The organism is Mycobacterium sp. C31M, from assembly GCF_053345865.1.
In genome coordinates this window covers 22,724-46,885 of the sequence record NZ_JBKFAX010000007.1, presented here as the reverse complement: position 1 = coordinate 46,885, position 24,162 = coordinate 22,724, and the positions used below count along the sequence as shown (strand labels likewise).

22 protein-coding genes are annotated in these 24,162 nt (G+C 67.4%); 11 read left to right on the top strand and 11 right to left on the bottom strand.

Translation table 11 applies throughout. The features are described from left to right. The first annotated feature begins 31 nt into the window (after window positions 1–31). Window positions 32–769 carry an SHOCT domain-containing protein gene (locus ACLBYA_RS12395; protein ID WP_447709708.1) on the top strand — a complete coding sequence of 246 codons (738 nt, stop codon included), beginning with the start codon at window positions 32–34 and terminating at the stop codon, window positions 767–769. Here the strand turns inward: ACLBYA_RS12395 and ACLBYA_RS12390 are convergent. The 4 genes from ACLBYA_RS12390 to ACLBYA_RS12375 form a co-directional block, all read right to left on the bottom strand. After that, a complete protein-coding gene (locus tag ACLBYA_RS12390; RefSeq protein ID WP_447709707.1) occupies window positions 755–2,116 on the bottom strand; it encodes a styrene monooxygenase/indole monooxygenase family protein in 1,362 nt (453 codons plus the stop codon). The genes ACLBYA_RS12395 and ACLBYA_RS12390 overlap by 15 nt on opposite strands. A 62-nt stretch (window positions 2,117–2,178) precedes the next feature. Continuing rightward, the gene (locus tag ACLBYA_RS12385; RefSeq protein ID WP_447709706.1) at window positions 2,179–3,309 is read right to left on the bottom strand and encodes a beta-mannosidase; all 1,131 of its coding nucleotides are present in this window, start codon (window positions 3,307–3,309) and stop codon (window positions 2,179–2,181) included. A 162-nt stretch (window positions 3,310–3,471) separates the two neighbouring features. After that, a complete protein-coding gene (locus ACLBYA_RS12380) occupies window positions 3,472–4,098 on the bottom strand; it encodes an MBL fold metallo-hydrolase (protein WP_447709705.1) in 627 nt (208 codons plus the stop codon). Continuing rightward, window positions 4,095–5,180 carry an S-(hydroxymethyl)mycothiol dehydrogenase gene (locus tag ACLBYA_RS12375; RefSeq protein WP_447709704.1) on the bottom strand — a complete coding sequence of 362 codons (1,086 nt, stop codon included), beginning with the start codon at window positions 5,178–5,180 and terminating at the stop codon, window positions 4,095–4,097. The genes ACLBYA_RS12380 and ACLBYA_RS12375 overlap by 4 nt, the downstream gene beginning before the upstream one ends. A 333-nt stretch (window positions 5,181–5,513) precedes the next feature. Here ACLBYA_RS12375 and ACLBYA_RS12370 point away from each other — a divergent pair, with 333 nt between their 5' ends. Both ACLBYA_RS12370 and ACLBYA_RS12365 read left to right on the top strand, forming a co-directional pair. Beyond that, window positions 5,514–6,368 (top strand): serine hydrolase domain-containing protein, encoded by an 855-nt coding sequence (locus tag ACLBYA_RS12370; protein WP_447709703.1) that lies wholly within the window; start codon window positions 5,514–5,516, stop codon window positions 6,366–6,368. Between the two features lie 110 nt (window positions 6,369–6,478). Then, window positions 6,479–6,991, top strand: coding sequence for a DUF3145 domain-containing protein (locus ACLBYA_RS12365; protein WP_447709702.1), 513 nt, complete (start codon window positions 6,479–6,481; stop codon window positions 6,989–6,991). Window positions 6,992–7,061: 70 nt separating this feature from the next. Here the strand turns inward: ACLBYA_RS12365 and ACLBYA_RS12360 are convergent, their stop codons facing one another. The 3 genes from ACLBYA_RS12360 to ACLBYA_RS12350 are packed head-to-tail and all read right to left on the bottom strand — an operon-like array spanning window position 7,062 to window position 10,230. Beyond that, window positions 7,062–8,471, bottom strand: a complete 1,410-nt coding sequence (locus tag ACLBYA_RS12360; RefSeq protein WP_447709898.1) for a flavin-containing monooxygenase — start codon at window positions 8,469–8,471, stop codon at window positions 7,062–7,064. A gap of 35 nt (window positions 8,472–8,506) precedes the next feature. Beyond that, complete coding sequence (locus ACLBYA_RS12355; protein ID WP_447709701.1) at window positions 8,507–9,418, bottom strand: patatin-like phospholipase family protein; 912 nt, start codon at window positions 9,416–9,418, stop codon at window positions 8,507–8,509. After that, window positions 9,415–10,230, bottom strand: a complete 816-nt coding sequence (locus ACLBYA_RS12350; RefSeq protein ID WP_447709700.1) for an SDR family oxidoreductase — start codon at window positions 10,228–10,230, stop codon at window positions 9,415–9,417. Before ACLBYA_RS12350 ends, ACLBYA_RS12355 begins: the two co-directional genes overlap by 4 nt. 79 nt (window positions 10,231–10,309) lie before the next feature. Here ACLBYA_RS12350 and ACLBYA_RS12345 point away from each other — a divergent pair, with 79 nt between their 5' ends. Beyond that, window positions 10,310–10,930, top strand: a complete 621-nt coding sequence (locus ACLBYA_RS12345) for a TetR/AcrR family transcriptional regulator (protein ID WP_447709699.1) — start codon at window positions 10,310–10,312, stop codon at window positions 10,928–10,930. Between the two features lie 70 nt (window positions 10,931–11,000). Here the strand turns inward: ACLBYA_RS12345 and ACLBYA_RS12340 are convergent, their stop codons facing one another. Beyond that, the gene (locus ACLBYA_RS12340; RefSeq protein WP_447709698.1) at window positions 11,001–11,894 is read right to left on the bottom strand and encodes a diacylglycerol kinase; all 894 of its coding nucleotides are present in this window, start codon (window positions 11,892–11,894) and stop codon (window positions 11,001–11,003) included. 10 nt (window positions 11,895–11,904) lie between these two features. After that, window positions 11,905–13,473 (bottom strand): FAD-binding oxidoreductase, encoded by a 1,569-nt coding sequence (locus ACLBYA_RS12335; RefSeq protein ID WP_447709897.1) that lies wholly within the window; start codon window positions 13,471–13,473, stop codon window positions 11,905–11,907. Between the two features lie 50 nt (window positions 13,474–13,523). Between ACLBYA_RS12335 and ACLBYA_RS12330 the strand changes: the two genes are divergently transcribed. Beyond that, the gene (locus ACLBYA_RS12330) at window positions 13,524–14,102 is read left to right on the top strand and encodes a TetR/AcrR family transcriptional regulator (protein ID WP_447709697.1); all 579 of its coding nucleotides are present in this window, start codon (window positions 13,524–13,526) and stop codon (window positions 14,100–14,102) included. Further along, window positions 14,099–15,634, top strand: a complete 1,536-nt coding sequence (locus ACLBYA_RS12325; RefSeq protein ID WP_447709696.1) for a glycerol-3-phosphate dehydrogenase/oxidase — start codon at window positions 14,099–14,101, stop codon at window positions 15,632–15,634. Before ACLBYA_RS12330 ends, ACLBYA_RS12325 begins: the two co-directional genes overlap by 4 nt. A 3-nt stretch (window positions 15,635–15,637) precedes the next feature. On the opposite strand, the gene ACLBYA_RS12320 is transcribed toward ACLBYA_RS12325, so the two are convergent. Then, window positions 15,638–16,501 (bottom strand): LysR family transcriptional regulator, encoded by an 864-nt coding sequence (locus ACLBYA_RS12320; RefSeq protein WP_447709695.1) that lies wholly within the window; start codon window positions 16,499–16,501, stop codon window positions 15,638–15,640. Window positions 16,502–16,583: 82 nt separating this feature from the next. On the opposite strand from ACLBYA_RS12320, the gene ACLBYA_RS12315 reads away from it, so the two are divergent. The 5 genes from ACLBYA_RS12315 (at window position 16,584) to ACLBYA_RS12295 (ending at window position 22,675) form a co-directional block, all read left to right on the top strand. Then, a complete protein-coding gene (locus ACLBYA_RS12315) occupies window positions 16,584–17,333 on the top strand; it encodes an SDR family oxidoreductase (RefSeq protein WP_447709694.1) in 750 nt (249 codons plus the stop codon). A gap of 213 nt (window positions 17,334–17,546) precedes the next feature. Continuing rightward, on the top strand, window positions 17,547–19,193 hold the full coding sequence (locus tag ACLBYA_RS12310) for an ABC transporter substrate-binding protein (protein ID WP_447709693.1): 1,647 nt from the start codon (window positions 17,547–17,549) through the stop codon (window positions 19,191–19,193). A gap of 2 nt (window positions 19,194–19,195) precedes the next feature. After that, window positions 19,196–20,167, top strand: a complete 972-nt coding sequence (locus ACLBYA_RS12305; protein WP_447709692.1) for an ABC transporter permease — start codon at window positions 19,196–19,198, stop codon at window positions 20,165–20,167. Further along, window positions 20,161–21,006 (top strand): ABC transporter permease, encoded by an 846-nt coding sequence (locus tag ACLBYA_RS12300; RefSeq protein ID WP_447709691.1) that lies wholly within the window; start codon window positions 20,161–20,163, stop codon window positions 21,004–21,006. Before ACLBYA_RS12305 ends, ACLBYA_RS12300 begins: the two co-directional genes overlap by 7 nt. 1 nt (window position 21,007) lies before the next feature. Next, entirely contained in the window at window positions 21,008–22,675 is a 1,668-nt protein-coding gene (locus tag ACLBYA_RS12295; RefSeq protein WP_447709690.1) for a dipeptide ABC transporter ATP-binding protein, read from the top strand. A gap of 54 nt (window positions 22,676–22,729) precedes the next feature. Here the strand turns inward: ACLBYA_RS12295 and ACLBYA_RS12290 are convergent, their stop codons facing one another. Continuing rightward, entirely contained in the window at window positions 22,730–24,151 is a 1,422-nt protein-coding gene (locus tag ACLBYA_RS12290; RefSeq protein ID WP_447709689.1) for an acyl-CoA carboxylase subunit beta, read from the bottom strand. Window positions 24,152–24,162 lie beyond the last annotated feature (11 nt).

The window sequence follows — 24,162 nt, the reverse complement described above, 5'->3', positions numbered from 1 at the left end:
CGCCGCCGATGCACGTGTCAGACTTCGCGGTATGTCACCAGCAACCGTGCCCCGGCTGCTCACCGTGATCGCGGTGCTGACCGTGGTGGCCACCGGTATCGGGTTCATCGTCACCCTTCTGCTCAACGTGTTCGTGTTCGACCGCTACAACGCCTACGGTGAGGTCCCGATCCCCGGCCGAGCCGAGTTGCGGCTGCCGGCGGGGGAGGTGACGATCAGCTTCCACACCCAGATCATCGGTACCACCGGCGGCGGCGGGCTACCGATACCCGACCTGCGGCTGGGCATCGAGCAGCCCGCCGGGGTGCCCGACCCCGAGATCACGGAAAGCATCGGCAGCACCACGACGGTCAACAACGATGCGCGTGTCCGGGTCTGGGTCGCCGATATCGCCGAGGCGGGTGACTACACCGTCCGCACCGACGGGAACGTCACGGCCTTCATCAACCCGCGGCTGGCGTTCGGCCACGCCAGTTCGATGGGGCAGGCGCCGTGGTGGTGTGCGGCGGTATTCGGCCTCGGTGTCCTCGCTCTGATCATCGCGCGGGTGTGGGCCGCACGGGTACGACGCACCGCCCGGCCGATCCCGCCGACATTCAGCGTCGGGGATGCACCCGCGGTGACCTTCGGAGCGGTGCAGTCCTATGTGCCGACCGAGGACGGCATCCGCATCGAAGCGCTCAAGACGCTGGCCGCGCTGCGCGACTCGGGGGCACTGACCGAGGCGGAGTTCGAATCCGAGAAGCGGCGCCTGTTAAGCGGCGGGTAGCAGCAGCCTGGACCGCTCGAACCTGCCGGCCGGGACAAAGCGGGCCAGCACCTCGTCGGCGGGCTCGCCGGCCAGATCGGTGATCAGCGCCTTGGCAGACCGTTCGTCGGTGACGCTCTCGAACGGGCGCGGGTTGTCGAGCAGCCCGAACAGCCGCCCCGCGAAGCGCGGGCTGCCACTGGCCGCGGCGAAGAATAGGTTGCCGTAGGCGGCGAAGTCCGGGTCGGCCAGGAACAGCTGGGTGACCCGCTGGGCGGCGCGGCCGCGGTGATCGTAGAAATCCTCGAATGCCGCTGTCAGCCAGTCGGTGTCGAACGGGCCGTCATGCGCGGCGGCCTTGTGCACCAACGCGGCGGCGTGGATCAGGCCTCCCTGCGCCCCCTGCCCGCCGATCGGGTCGTAGGAGATTGCGGTGTCACCGAGCGCGGCCACCGGATGCCCACCGGCAGTGTGTCCGATCCCGGTGCGGACCACCTGGGTGACCGCACCGGTCAGCCAGGAATGCCGATCCTCCTCGATGACCCGCAGGCGGCTGACCTCCGGCAGATCCCAGTCGATGTAGTCGCGATGCAGCCCCGTGGTGACCTCCAGCGCCGATACCGCGTCGGTGACCGAGGCGAACCGGTGCGCCCAGTCGCTGCCGGGGTGGGCCCAGCCCAGGAACGCCCAGCTCGGTCCGGCATCCTTGTGCAGATACGGCCCCCAGAAGGTTTCGCCCTGCCCGGCCACCACCGTGAAGGCGTGATGCTGCCCGCCGGCGCTGCTGCGGTGCGCGAACACCTCCGGTCCGTGGCCGAGCCCGGTCACCGAGAAGGCGAGCAGCTGACGCTGCGGGGTGTCATAGACCGTGCGTGTGGCGTCGACCGGGAATAGGGCGGACAACCCACCGCGGCCGGTGGCGACCAGGGTCAGATCCGCCTGCGCGGCGATACCGTCGAGCCGTTGTGGATCGACGGCCTCGACGACGAACCGACCGCCGCGCTGCCGGAACAACGTCAACCGGTCATCGGCCTTGAGCCGCGTGTCGACCGCGACACCACGGGCCCCGTCAAACCACCCGTCGAAGGCGATCGCCTCGTCCGAACCATCGCGCACCCGCACGCTCTGTCCGGTCGACGTCGGCGCGGTCGCCAGATAGGTGTTCAGCCCGAGACTCTCCTCGGCGCGCTGGGCTTCACCGAAGATCAGTGCGGTCCCGGTCGCCGGCACGCCGTCACGCAGTTCGGCTTGGTTGCGGTCGCTGTACAGGGTGACGTCAAAACCGTTGTCCAGCAGGCCCAGCGCGGCCGTCACACCGGTCTGGCCGGCGCCGATGATCGCAGCCGAGCGCCCGTTCGAAGTCGTCATGGCAGTTCACTATCGGCGTCGTGGCACCAACCCGGTAGGGACTGGCTCACGCTGATCGCAAACTAGACGGTGCTGCCGACCAAGCGCATCAGCGGATCCGTCGGGCCGATGTCGAGTGTGCACTCGTCATGCCGGGGGTCGGGTACATAAGACCAGAACATCGCGCCGGCGGCGCCCTGCCTGCGCATCTCGGTGAAGGCGCCGCGCAGCACCTGTTCCCGGTCGTCGGTTGAGCCGCAGGATCCGGCCTCCATACCGATCTCGGTGATCAGCAGGGGTTTGTCCAGTGCACGTGCCTGTTCCACGCGCCGAGCCAGGCCGTCGGCGGGATTGCCGGGCAGCGAGTCCATCGATTCGTAGAAGTGGTACTCCAACACGTCGATTCCCGGTGATGCGCTGACGTACTGGAACTCCTCGCGTGCCGCGCCGCACTGACTTCCGCCGGCATGGCCACTGAAAGTGGTTGTACCGGGGTCCAGTTCGTGAATCCGCGCACCGGTGGCGTCGTAGAATTCGCGCAGCACCTGGGCCGAATCGACGTGGCACTGCCGTAGCTGCCAGGTGCATGCGCTGTCTGTGCAGTCCGACGGTTCGGGTTCGCCGACGGCGGTCCAACCGGCCAGTGCGGGGGAGTTCCCCCACCGCGCCACCGCGGTGTCGAGCCATTTCGCGAAGGTCATCGGCGCGCCGGGGCTGATATCGGTGCGCCAGCCCTCGGTGTACCACCGGTAGTTCTTGAATACGTCGCCTTCGCAGCTGCCCTCGTTGCTGGACAGCACGGCGATCAGCAGTTGGCCGTGCCGTTCGGCCGCGCGCACCACCGCGTCGAGTGCACCGAAGTCCAGCAGCCCGGTCTCCTTGTTCGTGGCCAGGCTGGAGAACGCATTGAACCGCGTCAACGAGTGCGGGGGCAGCTGGCGGAAGAAGGTGTCCAGGTCGACCTGGGCTCCGCAGCCGGCGTTGACGGTCCAGTCGGTGCCCAGTTGATAGGCGTTGATCCCCACCGGCCACCACGGTTTTCCATCGAGGGTCAGGTTCGTGCCCTTGACGCCGAACACTGGGACCTCTGGGGCGGCCGGTGCCGGCGATGCCTCGGAGCGAATGAAGACACGGTCCGGTTGCGGTGCCGAACACGCCACCGTCAGACACAGCGTCAGGCACAGTGTCAGTATCCGCAGAAACGGCTGTGCCATGAGCCGACTTTAGCCTGTTTAACAGGCGTTTTGCGCCTTGCCGACAGCCCATGCCGAGTGCTGCGATCCCAGCAACTCCCCGGACGGCGACGGGCCTGCCAAGATGCACGAAATGGTTGCCTTGACGGCCGTCTCAGCAACCATCTCGTTGATCTTTTGAGGTCAGTGGCCTCTCTTGACCCAGTCGTCGTAGTTGACCAGTTCGCCGCCGATGGTGGTGGTGTCGCCGTGGCCGGTGTAGACGACGGTCTCATCGGGCAGGGTACCGAGGCGTTTGGAGATGGACTCCAGAATGGTCGGGAAGTCCGAGTAGGAGCGGCCGGTGGCACCGGGTCCGCCTTGGAACAGCGTGTCCCCGGAGATGACGGCGTTCAGTTCCGGCGCGGACCAGCAGACCGATCCCGGCGAGTGGCCGGGTGTGTGCAGGGCGTGGATCTCGATACCGCCGGCGGTCAGGACCTGACCGTCGGTGACGGTGCGGAATTCGGCCTCGGGATGCACGACGCGCCAGAGCATCTCGTCGGCCGGGTGCAGGAACACCGGGGTGTCGAGAGCTTTGGCGAGTTCGGGGGCGACGGTGATGTGATCGTTGTGTCCGTGGGTGCAGATCACGGCGACGACGTTGCGCCCGGCGACGGCCTCGATGATCGGGTCGGCGGTGTGCGCGGCGTCGAAGACGATCACATCGGAGTCGTCACCGAGCAGCCAGATGTTGTTGTCGACGTCCCAGGTGCCGCCGTCGAGGCTGAATGTCCCGGAGGTGACGACGCGCTGCACGTTGCCGGTCACAGGACCACCACGGACCGCAGCACCTCACCGGCGTGCATCTTGTGGAAGGCGTCCTCGATGGCGTCGAGGCTGATGCGTTCGGAGACGAACTTCTCCAGCGGCAGCCGGCCCTGCAGGTAGAGGCTGATGAGGGTGGGGAAGTCACGCTCGGGCAGGCAGTCGCCGTACCAGGAGGACTTCAGCGACCCGCCGCGGGAGAAGAAGTCGACCAGCGGCATCTCGAGCTTCATGTCCGGAGTGGGCACACCCACCAGCACGACGGTGCCGGCCAGGTCGCGGGCGTAGAAGGCCTGCTTCCAGGTCTCCGGGCGGCCCACCGCGTCGATGACGACATCGGCACCGTTGCCGTCGGTGAGGTCCTGAATGGTCTCGACGGCGTCGAGGTCTTCGGCATTGATGGTGTGGGTGGCGCCGAATTCGCGTGCGGTGTGCAGTTTGCGGTCGTCGACGTCGACGGCGATGATGCGCCGCGCGCCGACCAGGGCGGCCCCGGCGATGGCGGCATCGCCCACGCCGCCGCAGCCGATGACGGCGACGGTGTCATCGCGGTTGACCGCGCCGGTGTTGATGGCCGCGCCGATACCGGCCATCACGCCGCAGCCGAGCAGTCCGGCCACGGCGGGGTCGGCCGCCGAGTCGACCTTGGTGCACTGGCCCTCGTGGACCAGGGTCTTGTCGGCGAACGCGCCGATGCCCAGGGCCGGGGACAGTTCGGTGCCGTCGGTCAGGGTCATCTTCTGGGTGGCGTTGAAGGTGTCGAAGCACAGGTGCGGGCGGCCACGCTTGCAGGCCCGGCATTCCCCGCACACCGCGCGCCAGTTCAGGATGACAAAATCGCCGACCTCGACATGGGTGACACCTTCGCCGATGGTCTCGACGATGCCGGCGGCCTCGTGGCCGAGCAGGAACGGGTACTCGTCGTTGATGCCGCCCTCGCGGTAGGTCAGGTCGGTATGGCAGACACCGCACGCCTGGATCGCCACGACCACCTCACCCGGACCGGGATCAGGGATCACGATGTCGACCAACTCGACGGGCTGACCCTTGGAACGGGAGATGACGCCGCGCACTGTCTGACTCATGCCGAGAACGGACCTTTCGTGTGGTGGGGTGCTGCGGCCAGGCCGCGTGTTTACCGTCAGTGTTTCGAGTTGCTCGTTAGTAAACCTACAGCAGGCGTGCGACAACTCATGTCTACAACCTAATACGCGGCCGGAAGATTCGTCAGACAGGTGTCCAGTTTCGGGTAAAAGTCCTGATCTCCGGCGGTGTTGGGGACGGGTCGATGCTGACCGAGGCCGGGTTCGTCCATATCGAGGTGCACGAGATCGAATCGGATGTCCTCAACCACTGCTACGTGCACTTACTACGTGGCGATCAAGCCCGAGACGCCGCACCAGTAGGCTCGGGCGCCTATGAGTGCACTCGATCTCATCGACGACTGGCCGGTTCTGGCCGCCGCCGCCGCGGTGGTCGGGCCTTCCGGTCTGCTGGCCACCCACGGGGATGTCGAGAAGGCGTTCCGGCTGGCCTCGGTCACCAAACCGCTCATCGCCCGGGCCGCCCAGGTCGCCGTGGAGGAGGGTGCCTTCGAGCTCGACGACCCGGCCGGACCGCCCGGGTCGACGGTGCGGCATCTGCTGGCGCACACGTCCGGGGTGGCCATGCAGGGCTCCAGGGGCGAGCGAAGCGACGGGGATGAGTTCAGCGTTTTGGCCGCACCCGGTACCCGCCGTATCTACTCCAATTACGGGTTCACGCTGCTGGCCGAGGCGCTCGAGTCGGCCACCGACATCCCGGTGCAGACCTATCTCACGGAGGCGGTTTTCGAACCGCTGGGCATGACGTCCTCGGCACTGAACGGCGGTGCGGCCGCGGCCGGGTATGGCGGCGAGTCCACGGTGGCCGATCTGGCGCGCTTCGCCGCCGAGCTGCTGCGCCCGGTGCTGGTGACCGCCGAGATGCACGCCGCGGCGACGTCGGTGCAGTTCCCCGGTCTGAACGGGGTGTTGCCCGGGTTCGGATCACAACGCCCCAACGACTGGGGATTGGGTTTCGAGATCCGGGACGGGAAATCACCGCACTGGACCGGCGCGGCGAACTCGCCGGCGACCTTCGGGCATTTCGGCCAGTCGGGGACGTTTCTGTGGGTCGATCCAGTCGCTGACCTGGCCTTGGTGGTCCTCACCGACCGTGATTTCGGGGACTGGACCTATCCGCTGTGGCCGGCCATCTCTGATGGAGTCCTGAGAGAATTCGGGGCACACTAGCGCAACACCCGCCTCACAAGGCACAATAGACACGCACGAAACAACTGCACATTTCGGTAACACCAGGTCGTTGGGGAAGACGTCCCTCGTGGAGCCGAAGGAGCAAAAGTATGCGTGCGTCGAACCAGTTCGCCGAGGCGACAACTGGCGTGGTTTACGTTCACGCCTCGCCCGCGGCGGTATGCCCACACGTGGAGTGGGCTCTTTCGTCGACCCTGTCGGCGCGGGCGAACCTCAAGTGGACGCCCCAGCCCGCCATGCCCGGGCAACTGCGTGCTGTGACGAACTGGGTGGGCCCGGTCGGCACCGGTGCGCAGTTGGCGAACGCGCTGCGGTCCTGGTCGGTGCTGCGCTTCGAGGTCACCGAGGATCCCAGCGACGGCGTCGACGGGCACCGCTGGTGCCACACCCCGCAGCTCGGGCTGTGGAGCGGCTCGATGAGCGCCAACGGTGATGTGATGGTCGGCGAGCAGCGGCTGCGCACCCTGATGGCCTCCGGTGCCGACGCGCTGATCGCTGATCTGGACTCGGTGCTGGGCACCGCATGGGACGAGTCGCTGGAGCCCTACCGCGGTGGTGGGGACACCGGCGAGGTGACCTGGCTCAACCGCGGCGTCGGGTAGCTCTTCTCTTTCGCGCGAGCGACCGCGTCGGTACACAACACGCCGCGTTCGGTGAGCGTTTTGCGGTCGCTCACCGCGTTACGAAGTGCTCCGGGTCCGGCTCGCTCAGCATGGCCGTGAGGGTCTTGCGGTCCCACGGCCACAGGTCGATGGTGCCGTCCTCGGTGAAGTACCAGGAGTTGCAGCCGGTGTTCCACACAGTGGGCCCCAGCGCTTCGGCGACGGCGACGTTGAATTCCTCGGTGGCTTCCTCGGTGACCTCCACCTCGTCGAGGTCGCCGACGCGGAACCGGTTGAGCCACGCCACGATATAGCGGGCGGACAGCTCCGCGGAGTACTGCAACGGGATCGACCCGGTAGGGGAGTTCGGACCCAGCACGGTGAACAGGTTCGGAAATCCCGGGATCGCCGTCATCCGGTAGGCGCGTGGACCCTTCACCCAGGCGTCATCGAGGGTGGTGCCGTCTCGACCGGTCACCGTCATCGGCCGCATGTAGTTGTGCGCGTGGAAGCCGGTCGCCAGCACGATCACGTCGACGTCGTGGTGCTCGCCGTCGGCGGTGCGGATCCCGGTCGGGGTCACCTCGGTGATCGGGTCCGTGACCAGGCTGGTGTTCGGCGCGGTGATCGCCCGGTAGTAGCTGCCCGAGACCACCTGTCGCTTGCACAGCGGCTGATAGTCCGGGGTGAGTTGCGCACGCAGCTCCGGATCCCGGATCTGGGTTCGCAGACTCGCGCGGGCGTAGGCCTGCACCAGTCGCCGCCGCCAGGACGGGGTGGTGACGACATCGGCCAGGATGTTCGACATCCACTGCAGGCGGTCGAAGGTGACGTCCAGCAGTACCGGCCACCGCCGCCACGCCTCGGCGAGCACACGCGGCTGCCGCAGGCCCATCGGCGCCCACAGAATCCACTGCGCTGATCGCGCGAAATGGGTCACCGTGGCGGCGTCGGGTTGCAGCGCGGACACCACCTGCACGCCGGTGGACCCGGTGCCGATGACCGCGATCCGTCGACCGGCGGTCTGCAACGCCGGGTCCCAGCGTGCGGTGTGCACCACGGGCCCGGCGAAGCTGTCGAGCCCGGGGATGTCGGGTGTGAACGGGTGGTGCAGTACCCCGGTGGCGCAGATGACGAAATCGGCTGTCAGGACCTCGCCCTCGGCGGTGGTCACGGTCCACGTCCCGGCGTCATAGCGGGCTTCGGTCACCTCGGTGTTCAGTCGAAGGTGCGCGCCGAGACCGAAGCGCTCGACGATATCGCGGTGATAGTCCCGGATCTCGTCGCCGGTGGCCCACAGTCGGCTCCAGTCGGGCATGGGGGCGAACCCGTACTGGTAGATCTGCGACGGCACATCACAGGTCAATCCGGGATAGCGGTTCCAATGCCAGACCCCGCCGACGTCGGCGCCCTTCTCCAGGACTATGAAATCGTCGAAACCGTTGCGCTGCAGGGTATATGCGGTGGCTATACCGGCCATCCCGGCACCGATCACGATGACGCGTGGCTGTCGGTTCACCGGGCGTCCTCGCTGACCGCGAGCGCCCGGCGCACCGTCGCGGGTGCGGTGCGCATGGCGGATTCGAAGGCGTCTAGTCGCCGGTCGGCCCGCATGAAATGCGCACCGAGTCCGGCCAGATCGTTCTCGTCGGGCCGGATCAGCACCACCTGCGTGCCGCGACCCCGCACCGCTGCCACCTCACGGTCCAGCCCGGCCGACATCGGCCGGCGCAGCAGCGTGTGTTCCAGCCATCCGCCGGGACCCGGTGCACGCGTGCCCGATTCGGAGGCCATCGGTGTGATCACGTAGATGGTGTCGGCCGCCACCAGGTCCACCGATGCCGTGGACGCCGCGCCGCCGTCGACGAAGCGACGGCCGGCGATGTCCACCGGCGGCGTCCAACCCGGGATCGCCCACGAGGCGCGAAGTGCCGCACCCAGGGTGGCGTCACCCGCTCCGAGCTTCACCCGTTCGCCGCGCCGGTAATCGAAGGCCACCATCCGGGTGTCCGGGTGGTCCACCCAGCCCGATGGACCGGCGAACCCGTCGGCGAGGCGCTGCAACCAGCCCGCATCACCACGGCCGGTGGGGGCGATACCGGTCATCGCCGCCAGGCCGCGCTGGGTGCGCAACAGGGCCGGATTGAGCAACCGCGGCAACGGAATCGGCGGCAGGCTCGGCGGGGTGTCGGCGACGTGCCGGCACAGCCGTTCATCGGTCGAGGTACCGCGGTGCATGGCGACCAGATCCGCTACCGACACACCACCGCCGAGCATGGTCACCAGTTCGGCACCGGCCGATGTGCCTTGCAGGATGTCCGCATCACCGGGTTGCCGGCCGGTCTGCTCGGCCAGGGCGTGCAACGCGGCCACGATCCATGCCCCGCCGATGGTGCCGCCGCACCCGATGACCAGAGCCCGGGTCATGACCGGACCGCCGCGTGATCGCTCGACTGTCGTTGCAGGCGTTGGGTGTACGCCGCGCGACCGGTGGTGTCGATCGAGGTCAGCGCGCGGTGGTCGTCGATGCGATCGCGCACGAAGCGCTGCACCGGTTCGGGGACCAGTGCGTCGGTGAGTGCCCACATCGGCGCCACCCAGCGGGGGACCGAGGTGCGCGCCGCGCGGGTCCGCACCGTGCCGAGGATGGCCTTCGCGACATCCTCGGCGTCGACCGTCGGTAGTCCGGCACCCAGTCGCACCCCGGATGCCAACTCGGTGCGTACCGCCGACGGCAGCACGGCCGACACGGTGATGCCGCTGTCCGCGTACTCACGCCGCGCGGCCAGCGAGGCGCCCAGCGTCGCGAACTTGCTGGCGTTGTAACTGACCATGCCAGGGATCGGGATCATGCCGGCCATCGAGGCGACGTTGACGATGTGCCCGGACCCCTGGGCGAGCATGATCGGTAGCACGGCGCGCATCCCGTTGAGGACACCACGCACGTTGACGTCGAGCACCAGATCGGTGGTGCCCTCGCTCTCGGTGTCGAAGGCGCCCAGTGGCATCACGCCCGCATTGTTGACCACGACGTCGATGCGGCCGTGTGTATCGAGCACCGCGGTGACGAACCGCTGCCAGGAGGCGCTGTCGGTCACGTCGAGGTGGCTGTCCGGGGTATCGATGTCCCCGACCCATACCGTGGCGCCCCGGGCGCGGAACATCTCGGCGGTCGCGGCGCCGATACCGCGTGCTCCGCCGGTGACGATGACGACCGCACCATCAAGAGATCGCTTCATGTCAGAACCTCCGTTATCGGATACCGACGGTATCTGAATACTTCCAGTTCAATCAATACCCCGGGTATATGATCTGCTCATGCCGCGTCTGACCAGGGCCGAACGCCAGGAGCAGACCCGTGCCGACCTCCTTCAGGTCGCCAAACGCCGCTTCCTGGAGCACGGGTACGCGGCGACCAGCCTGGAGGACATCGCCGAGGATGCCGGCTTCTCCAAGGGGGCGGTCTACTCGAACTTCGGCAGTAAGCCCAAATTGTGCAGCGAGGTGCTCGGGCTGATCCACCGCGAGAAACTCGGGGAAATGGCTCACGTGGCGTTCGCCGTGGCCGATCTGGACACCCGCATCGGAGCCATCAACGGCTGGCTGGAACGCACCGCGGGCGATGTCGGCTGGACCATGTTGGAGTTGGAATTCGTGGTGCTGTCCCGCAATAACCCCGAACTGGGAGCGATGATCACCACGCTGCGCCGCGACGCCGCTGACATGGTGGTCGGTGTGCTGCGTTCGATGTCGGCCGACCTCGGTATCACCGAGTCCGAGATCGACAATGTGACAGGCAGTTTCGACGATCTGGGCAATCTGCTGCTGAGTGCGGGGATCGGGCTGGGCATCCAGCGTGCCATCGACCCGGCGCTACCGGCCCGCCCGGTCACCGATGCCATCACGCACCTGATGAATCTGCTTGCGGCTCTCAGTTAGGCCGCGAGCGACCGCGAACTGTACCTGATGCGCGGTGTGTCTTGTACGGACACGGTTGCTCGCCGATGCGTTACGGCCGCAGCACCTTCAGCGCGCCCGGCACCGCGGACACCTCCACCGGCAGCGGGCAGACGTACTCACCGTCGGCATAGGCATTGATCCCCGGGCACTCGACCCGGATGGTGCGGGCCCGCCGGGTCGTCACCTCGTCAAGATGCACATGTGTGCCCTTGAAGACGGTGGGGAACAACCGGATCAGCTTGGCCCGGGATGCCGAGGCGACCATCGTCACGTCCAGCAGGCCGTCGGAGGCGTCGGCACCCGGCGTGATCAGCATGCCACCGCCGTAACTACGGGTGTTGCCGAAGGCGGCCAGCGTCAGGTCGGAGGTCACCTCCTCGCCGTCGAAGACGAACCGGAACGGCAGCAGACGCAGCTTGGAGATCTCGGCGATCATCGCGAGGTTGTAACGCATCCGGCCGTGCGGCCAGGTCATCCGATTGGTCCGGTCGGTCACCAGGGAATCGAATCCGGCGGCCATCACGGTGCCGAACCAGCGGTCGGTGCCGTCGTCGCCACGGATGCGGCCCAGGTCGTATGTCGCGACTCCGCCGTCGACGATGGCATCGGCCGCGGCCTCGGGATCCTTTGTCGGAATGCCGAATTCTCGGGCGTGGTCATTGCCGGTGCCGGCCGGGATGATGCCGAGCGGGATGTCGGTCTGCGCGAGCACCTGCAGGGCCAGTGAGATGATGCCGTCACCGCCGACCACCACCAGCGCATCCATCCCGCGCTCCAGGGCGCCCTCCACCAGTCGGCGGGCATGGGCGGCATCGGTGCCCGCGATCGCGACCACGTCGACACCGCGACGGTGCAACTGCGTGATGGCCCGTTCTGCGGCGTGCGGTGCGCTGCCGTGCCCCGACGCCGGGTTGGTCAGGACGGTGACCCGCTGCGGTGTCATGAGGTATGCATCACGGGATCAGCTTGCCCGGGTTCATGATTCCGGTCGGATCCAGCGCCGCCTTCACCGAGCGGAGCACCTCGACGCCGAGGTCGCCGATCTCGGCCTGCATCCACGGTCGGTGATCCGCGCCGACCGCGTGGTGGTGGGTGATGGTGGCCCCGGTGCGCACCATGGCATCCGATGCCGCGATCTTGGCCTGCTGCCACTGGGCGAGTGGATCGCCCTGCTGGGCGGCGACGACGGTGAAGTACAGCGATGCGCCGGTGGGGTACACGTGCGAAATATGGCACATCACCAGCGCCTGCCCCAGCGATTCGGTCAACGCGGTGGTGACGGCCACCTTGAGGGCGTCGATATTGGACCAGTTGGTGGCGGTCTCCAGCGTCTCGCACAACGCGCCCGCCGACAGCAGCGAGTCGCGCAGGTACGGCGCATTGAACCGGCCGTGCTCCCAGGCCTTGGCCGGGCCTTCGCCCAGTGATGTGCCGCCGTGTGCGCGCAGCACGGCCGCGGTCTCCTCGTGCCGACTCATTGTGTGCGCGTCGGTACCCTCGAAGGCGGTGATGGCCAAACACCCTCCGGTGATGGTCTTTTCGCCGATGCTCTCGGTGGTCGCCAGGTTGACCCCGGTCTCTGCCTCATCGGAGAGCCGGATGACGGTCGGTCCGGTGCCGGTCTGTATCACCGCGCGCAGAGCGGCGGCGCCGGTACCGAAATCGGGGAAGGACCAGGCCTCGTACCGGGTGGTCGCCGGCACCGGATGCACCCGAACCCGGACCTTGGTGATGATGCCGAACACGCCCTCGGAGCCGACGATGAGCTGGCGCAGATCGGGACCGGCCGCCGACGCCGGAGCGCGGCCCAGGTCCAGCACACCGGCGGGGGTGGCGACGGTGAGTCCGCGGACCATGTCGTCGAATCGCCCGTAGCCCGCGGAATCCTGGCCGGAGGAGCGGGTGGCCGCGAATCCGCCGATGGTGGCGAACTGGAAGCTCTGCGGGAAGTGGCCGAGCGAGAATCCGTGTGCGCCGAGCAGTTCCTCGGCGCGCGGACCCGTGACACCGGCGCCCAGTTCGGCCTCGCCGGACACCGGGTCCAGGCCGTGCAGTGTGTCCAGGCGGCGCAGGTCCACCGACACCACCGCACCGAAACCACCTCGCAGCGGGTCCAGACCGCCGACCACGCTGGTACCGCCGCCGAACGGGACGACCGCGATGCGACGCTCGGCGCAGACCTTGAGCACCCCGACTACCTGGTCATGATCGGCGGGCAGCAGCACCGCGTCGGGAGCATCCTGAACCCCGGTATCCCTGCGGCGCAGCAGATCCGGTGTCGACTTGCCGCCCGCGCGGAGCAGTCGGCTGGCATCATCGGTGCGGCAGTACGGCGCGCTGAGCACCGCTTCGAGCGCTGAGCGGTCGGCGTCGGTCAGTGCGGATGGGCGAAGTCGCACCTCGGCAGCCGCGAGCTCGGGTGCGGCCGGACCGTCGATCCCGAGGGCCGCCTTGAGCAGGCTGCGGATGCCCTCGGACAGCGGTTTGGCGGCGTCCGGGTCGCCCCAGGCGTTCCACTTCATCGGGGGCTGCAGGTCGGCACTCGCTTGCGTCATGAGTTACAGTCTTACACATGATGTCAATGCGTAACTCCGAATCGCTCGGTGATCGCATCCTCGATGCGGCCGCCGACTGCGTTCTCGCCTTCGGCATCGAGCGGGTGACACTCGCCGAGATCGCACGCCGCGCTGGTGTCAGCCGCCCCACCGTTTACCGGCGGTTTCCCGACACCCAGTCGATTCTGGCCGCGCTGTTGACCGCGCGGGTGGTGCGGGTGCTCGATGACGACGCGGCCGCGGGTGAGGTCGACCGGGAGGCCCTGGTGGACAGGATCGTCGGCGTCGCGGGCCGACTGCAGCACGACGACATCGTGATGGCGGTGCTGCACAACGCGCCCGAACTGGCGATGGTGTACATCGCCGAGCGGCTGGGCACCAGCCAGCAGATCCTGATCGACGCGGTCGCCGGACAACTGAAACTTGCCCAGGAGGACGGCAGCGTCCGGGCCGGCGACCCGCGGCGGCTGGCCGCCATGTGTCTGCTCATCACCCAGTCCACCGTGCAGTCGGCGCAGATGGTGGAGCCAATCCTGGATGCCGAGGCACTCGCCGAGGAGCTCGCCCACGCCCTGAACGGATACCTGAAGCCATGAACCCGGCAGCCGGTAAGGACAGCGCACTCAACCGGGCACGTCGCGCCACCGAACTCGACGCATTGGACGACACCGTCGACCTACTGGTGATCGGCGGCGGTATCACCGGCACCGGGATCGCCCTGGACGCGGCGACCCGTGGTCTGCGGGTGGTCTTGGTCGAGAAGCATGACCTGGCGTTCGGGACCAGTCGCTGGAGCTCCAAACTGGTGCACGGCGGTCTGCGGTACCTGGCGTCGGGCAATATCGGGATCGCCCGGCGCAGCGCCGTCGAACGCGGAATCCTGATGACCCGCAACGCACCCCACCTGGTCGGCGCCATGCCGCAGCTGGTGCCGTTGCTGCCGGCGATGAACCGCGCCTCGCGGGCCTTGGTGCGCACCGGCTTTCTCGCCGGCGACGGACTGCGCAAGCTCGCCGGGACACCGGCCGCGGTGCTGCCGCGGTCGCGCCGTGTTGACGCCGCCACTGCGGTCCGGTTGGCCCCGACGGTTCGGCGGGCGGGACTCGACGGCGCCTTCCTGGCCTACGATGGCCAACTCATCGACGATGCCCGCCTGGTCACCGCGGTGGCCCGGACCGCCGCGCAGCACGGCGCGATCATCCTCACCCGGGTGTCCGCCGGCGTGGCCCGCGGGGATGCGGTGCAACTGACCGACGAATTGACCGGCCGGCGTACCGAGGTGCGGGCGCGGGCCGTCGTCAACGCCACCGGCGTATGGGCGGGTCAGGTGGACCCGTCGATCCGGCTGCGGCCCAGCCGGGGCACCCACCTGGTATTCGACGCCGCGGCCTTCGGCAATCCCACTGCCGCGCTGACCATCCCGATCCCGGGCGAGCTGAACCGATTTGTGTTCGCGATGCCCGAACAGCTCGGCCGGGTGTATCTCGGGCTCACCGACGAAGATGCGCCCGGGCCGATACCCGATGTGCCGCAACCAACTCCGTCGGAGGTGACGTTCCTGCTCGACACCGTCAACACCGCGCTGGACACCGCCTTGACCCAGGCCGACATCCGCGGCGCCTACGCGGGGTTGCGGCCGTTGATCGACAACGAGGGCAACACCGCCGACCTGTCCCGCGACCATGCGGTCACCGAATCGCCGGACGGGTTGATCAGCGTCATCGGTGGCAAGCTCACCGAATACCGGTACATGGCCGAGGATGTGGTGAACCAGGCCATCGCGAAACGTGGTCTGATCGCGGGGCCGTGCCGCACCCGTAACCTGCCGTTGGTCGGAGCACCGGCCAACCCGGTGTCCACCCTGCGCACCGCCCATGACCTGTCGTCCGCGCTGGTGGCCCGATACGGCGCCGAGGCCCCCAACGTCATCGCCCGCGCGACCTGCGACCGCCCGACCGACCCGCTGGCCGACGGGATCGACGTCACCCGAGCCGAATTCGAATACGCGGTGACCCATGAGGGAGCGTTGGACGCGTCCGACATCCTGGACCGTCGCACCCGGATCGGGCTGGTGGCCGCCGACCGCGACCGCGTCGCGGAGGCGGCCGCGGAGTTCACCGCCGGCTGAGGATCACGCGAGGATCGCGTCGCGGACAGCCGAGTGGGTGTGGCGCTGCCACAAGGCCTGCACCCCGACCAGCAGTTCGGGTTCCACATCGATGACGCTGACCCGGCCGTTCATCGCGGGCCCGGCCTGGGTGGTGACGAACGCCGCCGCGCCGGTGGTCAACGGTGCCGCCACGGTTGCCGAACCCTGCACCCGGCTGACGACGAAGTCCGGTTCGTAACCCGCCCGCCGACAGGCGCCCATCAGGAAGTCGCTGTAGTACGACGACCCCGGCGGTGACCACAGCGCGATCCGTTCACCGGCCAGTTCGCGGATATCGACCGCCGTCGCACCGGACAATCGGTGATCGGCGGGTACGGCAAGCCGCACCCGGTCGAATCCGATGACCGCCGAGGACAGCTCGTTGGTGGGGGTCACGCCACGGCGCAGCCCGAGATGCACCGTGCCGTTGAGGATCTCGCGCACCAGCTCATCGGGGTACAGCTGCCGAAAGGTGACCGACAGCTGCGGCCGGGTGTCGATCGCGGGTTCGATCCGTGTGTAGACCTCGGCACCGCTGAGCGCGGGGGTATGGCCGACGACGAAGAGTTCGTCGGCCCCGTCGGCGGTCCGGAACACGCGATCGGCCACGGTATCCGCGGCGGCCAGCAGCACGCGGCCCTCGATCAACAGCTGGGCACCCGCGGCGGTCAGGGTGATCCGGCGACCGGAGCGCTCAAAAAGCGTTGCCGACAACTCCTTTTCGAGCAGCTGCACCGACTGACTCAGGGCCTGTTGGCTGATATGCGAGGTGGCCGCCGCGCCGGTGAAACTGCCGGCCTCGGCGACGGCGATGAAGTGGGCAACCCGGCGCAGGTCGGTGAACATCCCATCAATCTACAATCAGTGCTTGTTAATAGGCCATAATTCACTGTTTTTCAATTGTGAGATGGCTGGTTAGCGTGAGCGCATGACCTCACTCACCGGAAAATCAGCCATCGTCGCGGCCGGGGCCAAGAATCTCGGCGGCCTGATCAGCACCACCCTGGCCGCCCGCGGCGTCAACGTCGCCGTGCACTACAACAGCCCGGCCACCGAAGCCGACGCCGACGCCACCGTGGCGAAAGTAGAGCAGGCCGGCGCCCGAGCCATCAAGGTACAGGGCGATCTGACGGTGCCCGCCAACGTGGCGGCACTGTTCGACGCCGCCGTCGATGCCTTCGGCAGCGTCGATATCGCCGTCAACACCGTCGGCAAGGTGCTGCGCAAGCCCATCGTGGAAACCACCGAGGCCGAATACGATTCGATGTTCGACATCAACTCCAAGGCGGCCTACTTCTTTCTGCAGCAGGCCGGACGGCAGCTGGCCGACGGGGGATCGGTTGTCACCATCGTCACCTCGCTGCTGGCGGCCTTCACCGACGGCTACTCCACCTATGCCGGAGCCAAGAGCCCCGTCGAACACTTCACCCGCGCCGCCGCCAAGGAGTTCTCCGCCCGCGGTATCAGCGTCAACAATGTCGGACCCGGCCCGATGGACACCCCGTTCTTCTACGGTCAGGAGACGCCCGAGCGGGTCGCCTTCCACAAATCGCAGGGGATGGGGGAGCGACTGACCCTGATCGAGGACATCGCCCCATTGGTGGTGTTCCTGGCCGGCGAAGGGCATTGGATCACCGGGCAGACGATCTTCGCCAACGGCGGCTATACCACCCGCTGACACCACAGTTAAGAACAGCTGTGGGTATCCGCGTAGCCAGCATCTCTTGGTCGGCACTCCCGGATGTACCACACTCAACTGCCATGACGGCCCTGCCTGCGCCCGGCCCGGCGCGATGTCGGTGTGCGACGCACGTCGACCGGTGATGAGTGTGACCGGTCGACGCGCGACGCCGCGTGACCAGTCACCTACACCGAAGGGCTTGTGGAGTTCATGGCATTCGCGTTGGACCGGCGCGCATTTCTGACGCTCGGTGCGGTCCTCACCGGCAGCGGCATCCTGGCCGCCTGCGCACCCCGCAACCCCGGCGGGGCCGCCGCCGGGGGAACCGCCGCCGGCGGTGCCCCCAAGGCCGGTGGCCAGATCATCTATCTCAACGAGAAGCTGATCGACGGCTATCAGCAGCAGAAGACCGGGTCCTGGCATGTCGCGCAGGTCTGGAACCAGGTTGTCGAGCGGCTGTTCTACTACGACGCCCAGGGCGCCTTCACACCACACCTGGCCACCGGGTTCACCCAGAACGACGAACGCACCCGGTTCACTCTGACGATCCGCGACGGAGTCACCTTCTCCAACGGCGAGAAACTCGACGCCGCCGCGGTGGCGGCCAACCTGAACTTGCTCGGCAAGGGTGACGACACCCGCGGCATCGTCCGATCCGCTTACTTCCCCAACGAGTTCGACGAGGCCGTCCCGGTCGCCGACCAGCAGGTGGAGATCCGGTTGACGGCGCCGTTCGGAGACTTCATCCAGAAACTCGGCGCGTGGACCACCGTCGGCATCCTCGCGCCGGCAACGATCAACGCCGATATCGAGGCCCAATCCGACCTGTCCCAGGTGTATGGCACCGGCCCGTTTGTCGTCGAGAGTTGGGTCCCCAACAAGGAAGTCGTGCTCGCCCGCCGCGACGACTATGCCTGGCCGCGGGCAGATCGCCGCCACGAGGGCAGCGCCTACCTGGAGAAGGTCACCGTCCAGCAGGTCATCGAACCGTCGTTGCGGGTCGGCGCGCTGCAATCCAGGCAGGTCAACGTGATCCACTACGTGCAACCCACCGAGGAACCGCAGATCGAACAGGACGGTTTCCAGCTGATCGCGCCGAGTTTCTTCGGTAGCGTCTGGGGACTGCAATTACGCTTGACCGCACCGTATCTCGACGATATCCGGGTCCGTCGCGCGTTGACCCACGCCATCAACCGGCAGGAGATCCTGCAGACCAACTTCCCGGGCGGGCAGTGGACCGAGGCCAAATCGATCTTCAACGACATCGTCCCGGGCACACTGGATCTGCGTGACCGGTTCGGCTACGACCCGGAACTGGCGAATCGACTGCTGGACGAGGCGGGCTGGACCGGGCGCGATCCCGACGGGTACCGGACCCGCGACGGTGCACAACTGAACCTGTTCATCTACCCGTCGGTGTTCATCACGACGTCCAAGGCCGATCTGCAACTCGTCGCGCAGCAGTGGAAGCAGGTCGGCGTCAAGCTCGATATCAAGGGTGTCGACTTCACCAACTACAACACCATCACCGCCGATCCCGAGGTGCCGCTCTACGAGAACCACTGGCTGGCAGGCAGTCAGAGTGAGGCCTGGCGGTGGTGGCACAGCTCGCAGAGTAATCAGTTCAAGGAGCCCGGCGCCGAACTCGACGGCCTGCTAACCGATCTGGCTCAGGCCAAGACCGAGGACGCACGGATCGCGGCATCGGAGCGGGTGCAGGAGTATGTCATCGACAACGCCTACTACATCCCGATCCACGAGTTCCGCCAGACCTGGGGCGCGGACCAGACGGTGCAGGGACTCGATGTCGACGGGCTCGGTCTGATCAGCTTCTACGACGCCTGGCTGGACACCTGATCGTGTCGCCACGCACCACGTACGTGCTCTCCCGGATCGCCCAGGCCGTCGCTGCGATCCTCGGGGTATACATCCTCGTTTTTGTCATCGTGACGGTGCTGCCGGGTGACCCGGTGTCCAGCCACCTGCGCAACCCGGAGTACAACTACTCCGAAGACGAGATCCAGCAGCTGCTGGCCTATTACAAGCTGGACCGGTCGCTGCTCGAACAGCTCGGTGTCGCCTTGGGCCGGTTGACCCAGGGGGACTTCGGGATCTCGCTGAGTGCCAACCGGCCGGTCACCGCGGTGCTGTGGGACGGTATCCCGTCGACACTGCAACTGGCCGGCACCGCCTTCGTGATCGCGACGGTGCTGGCCTTCGGCATCGCACTCGCCGCGTTCTATCTGCCCCCTCAATGGGGCGGCGGACTGTTCCGCGCCTTCCCGTCGTTGTTCCTGTCGATGCCGAACTTCTTCATCGGGCTGATCGTCATCGACATCTTCTCGTTCCAGCTCGGGCTGTTCCTGATCAACGATTACCAGAGCCTGAACGCGCTGATCTATCCCGCGGTGACACTGGCGATCCCGGCATCGGCGCCGATCGCGCAGATCTTCATCACCGCGCTGGACGGCGCGCGGGCCCAGCAGTATGCGACGGTGGCGATCTCAAAGGGGATCAGTCGTTTCACGCTGTTCTCCCGGCACCTGCTGCCCAATGCCGCGCTGCCCACACTGACCATCTCGGCGATCATCGTCGGAGATCTGCTGGGCGGATCGATCATCACCGAGTCCATCTTCGGCCGCAACGGCGTCGGCAGCATCATCGAGGTGGCCGCCACCGAGCAGGATGTGCCGGTGCTGCAGGCCGCGGTGACGCTCGCCGCGGTGCTGTTCCTGGTGATCAACCTGATCGTCGATCTGGTGTACCCGGTGCTCGACCCGCGGTTGCGGGTGCCTGCCACGGTGCGCAGAAAAGAGAAGGCGGCATGGTAGCGCTGGCGGCATTACCCCGTCCCGCACTGCGCCTGTCTGGCTTCGTCCGGCTGCGCAACGTGTATACCGTTGCCGCGCTTGTCTTCCTGGTCACCATCCTGGCCTGGGCGATCGCGCCTGACCTGTTCACCGGCCACGACCCGTATGCCGGGGTGCCCGCGGACAAGTTCGCACCGCCGTCGGCCGAGCATCTGTTCGGCACCGACCAATTGGGCCGCGATATCTTCGCGCGGGTGGTCTTCGGGACCCGCTCGGCTGTGCTGACCGCGGTGTTCGCGGTGGCCATCGGGTTGGTGATCGGCGGGCTGGTCGGATTGGCCGCGGGTTTCCTGGGCCGCGGCACCGACGCCGTGCTGGGACGTGTCATCGACATCCTGCTGGCCATCCCGGGATTTCTGCTGGCCGTCATCGTGGTGGTGTCGCTGGGGTTCGCGACCGTCAATGCGGCCATCGCCGTGGGTATTTCGTCGATCGCCGTGTTCGGCAGACTGATCCGCTCGGAGGTGTTGCGGGTCAAGAACCTGGCGTTCGTCGAATCCTCGTATCTGATCGGCGGGACCAGATTCTCGGTCCTGTTCGCCCATGTGCTGCCCAACGCGTACCGCTCGGTGCTGGCGCTGGCGGTGCTGCAGTTCGGGCTGGCGATCATCAGCATCTCGGGTCTGGCGTTCCTCGGCTACGGCAATCCGCCGCCGAGCCCGGACTGGGGTCTGCTGGTCGCCGACGGCAAGGACTTCCTGTACCGCTACCCATGGCTTGTGTACACCCCGGCGCTGGTGATGGTCGCGTCGGTGGTGTCCCTCAACCAGCTCAGCAAGTCGATCGGCAGGAGCACCTGACATGACGGTAGCCGCAGAGAAGGTCCATACCGGCAGCCAACTTTCGGCCGATGCGCTGCTGGCCGTGCACGATCTCACGGTGGCCTACGGTGGCAGGCTCGCCGATCCGACGGTGGCCGGGGTGTCCTTCGCCGTCGAACCGGGGGCGACCGTCGCGATCGTCGGCGAATCGGGGTCCGGTAAATCCACCGTGGTCAACGCCATCCTGAAACTGCTCGACCCGTCGGTGGCGATCGGCGGACGGGTCGAGTTCCACGGCCGCGACACCCGGCCGCTGCGCGAGCGCCAGTTCCGCAAGCTCCGCGGCCGGGCCATCGGTTACATCCCGCAGGATCCCACCTCGGCACTGAATCCGGTGCGCCGCATCGACCAGCAGATCTTCGAGGCCTACCGGGCATCCGGACTCACCGAGTACGCCGATCCGCGGCTCTACCCGGGGCAGGCGGCCGATCTGCTGGAATCGGTCGGCATCGTCAGGCCCGCCCGGACGTTGGCGTCCTACCCGCATCAACTGTCCGGCGGGCAGTTACAGCGGGTCCTGATCGCCATTGCCATCGCACAGCGGCCCCGCCTGATCGTTGCCGATGAGCCGACCTCGGCACTCGATGTGACCATTCAAAAGGTCATCCTCGACCTGCTCGACCGGTTGAAGGCCGAGCAGGGTCTCTCGATGTTGCTGATCACCCACGATCTGTCGCTGGCCGCGCAGCGATCCGACAAGGTGGTGGTGCTGCACGACGGCCGCGTGCAGGAGTACGGCGCGGCCGTCGACGTGCTGCGCAACCCGGTGTCGCCCTACGCGCGGCAACTCGTCGGCGATGTCCCGAGCCTGAACCTGGACAAGTTCGCCGCCGCGGTGCGCCGTCGGCCCACGCCGGCCCGGGATGAGTTCGCCCTGCGAATCACCGATGTGCACAAGACCTTCGGGCATGGTGCACACCGCACCGAGGCGCTCAAGGGGGTGTCCTTCGATATCCGCGAGGGCCGCACCCATGCTTTGGTGGGGGAGTCGGGCTCGGGCAAATCGAGCCTTGCGCGCATCGCGTTGCGTCTGGTCGAACCCGATCGGGGGCAGGTGGTGGTGGCCGGACAGGACATCTCGCACCTGAGCGTGACGCAGTTGCGTACCGCGCACCGGAATCTGCAGCTGGTCTACCAGAACCCGTTCACCTCACTGGATCCCACCTTCCCGGTGGGCCGGTTGGTTGCCGAGCCGCTGCTGCGCTACCGGGAGGGCTCGCGGGCCGACCGGCGCCACCGCGCCGCGGAGGTGCTTTCCCTTGTCGGCCTGGATGATTCATTCCTGCGCCGACGGATCCGGGAACTCTCCGGCGGTCAGCGTCAGCGGGTGGCGATAGCCAGAGCGCTGAGTCTGAACCCGAAGGTCCTGGTGCTCGACGAACCGACTTCGGCATTGGATGTGACGGTGCAGTCGCAGATCCTGGAGGTACTCGTCGACCTGCAGGTCCGGTTCGGGCTGAGCTACCTGTTCATCTCCCATGACCTCAGCGTGGTGCGTCAGTTCGCCGATACCGTGACGGTGCTGCAACACGGTGAGGTGCGCGAGAGCGGGGACACCGCCGAGGTTTTCGCGAACCCGCAGCACGAATACACCCGCGCGTTGGTCGACTCGATTCCGCAAGCACAAACGCCGAGTGGCCGGTTATGACACAGCTTTTCGAAAAGCGTGCAATAACCGGCCACTCGGGCCCCGCAGGTGTGCTTACAGCGGGATGTTCTTATGCCGGCCGCGGCGTGCCGGTGCCTCGGCCAGTGCCTGGGTGATGACACTGCGGGTGTGCGCGGGGTCGATCTTGGCGTCCACCACGCCGATCTCGATGGCGCTGTCCACACCGCCGGCGATCCGCTCGTGCTCAAGGGCCAGTTCTTCGTGCAGGGCCTCGCGCTCATGATCGGGCGCGGCGGCCAACTTACGCTTGTGCAGGATGCCGACGGCGGCCTTGGCGCCCATCACGGCGACCTCGGCTTCCGGCCAGGCGAACACCTTGGTGGCGCCCAGCGAGCGGGAGTTCATCGCGATGTAGGCGCCGCCGTAGATCTTGCGGGTCACCAGGGTGACGCGCGGGACGGTGGCCTCACCGAACGCGTGCAGCAGCTTGGCGCCGCGGCGCACCACGCCACCCCATTCCTGGTCCACACCGGGGAGGTAGCCGGGGACGTCGACGACGACGACCAGCGGGATGCCGAACGCATCGCACAGGCGCACGAAACGTGCCGACTTCTCCGCACTTTCGGAGTTCAGGCAGCCGCCCAGACGCAGCGGGTTGTTGGCGATGACACCGACGGAGCGACCGGCCAGCCGGCCCAGTCCGACGACGATCGAAGGCGCCCAACGCGACTGGAACTCCTCGAACGGAGCATCCTTGTCCAGCAGTGCTTCCACGATCGGGTGCACGTCGTAGGCGCGCCGCGCCGACTCCGGCATCAGCGCCTTGAGGTCGGTGTCGCCGGCCTCGGCCTTGCTGCGATCGAAATGGCCCTGCTGGCAGAACAATCCGACCAGGCGACGGCCCCGCTCGTAGGCGTCGAGCTCGTCGTCGGCGACGATGTGGCAGACACCGGACTTCTTGTGATGGGCTTCCGGCCCACCCAGGGACACCATGTCGACGTCCTCGCCGGTCACGCTGCGCACCACGTCGGGTCCGGTCACGAAGACCTTGCTCTCCGGCGCCATGATGATGACATCGGTCAGGGCCGGACCGTAGGCGGCGCCACCGGCGGCGAAGCCGACGACAACCGAGATCTGCGGAATGTAGCCCGACGCGCGGATCATGGCCTCGAAGACCAGACCGACGGCGTGTAGGGCCTTGACACCCTCGGCCAACCGGGCGCCGCCGGAGTGCCAGATGCCCACGATCGGGCTCTGCTCCTCGATCGCGGTGTCGTAGGCGTTGACGATGTGCGCGCAACCCTCGATGCCCATGGCGCCACCCATCACGGTGCCGTCGGTGCAGAAGGCGACGGTGCGCACACCGTTGACGGTACCGGCGGCGGCCAGCACGCCGGACTTGTCCCGCTCGTGCAGCAGCGAGACGGAACCGTCGTCGAAGAACGTGCTCAGGCGCAGCAGCGGGTCACGTGGATCGAGCGACTCGGCGGCCGCTTCGGGTGCCATGGTGGTCATGTGTGGTCCTC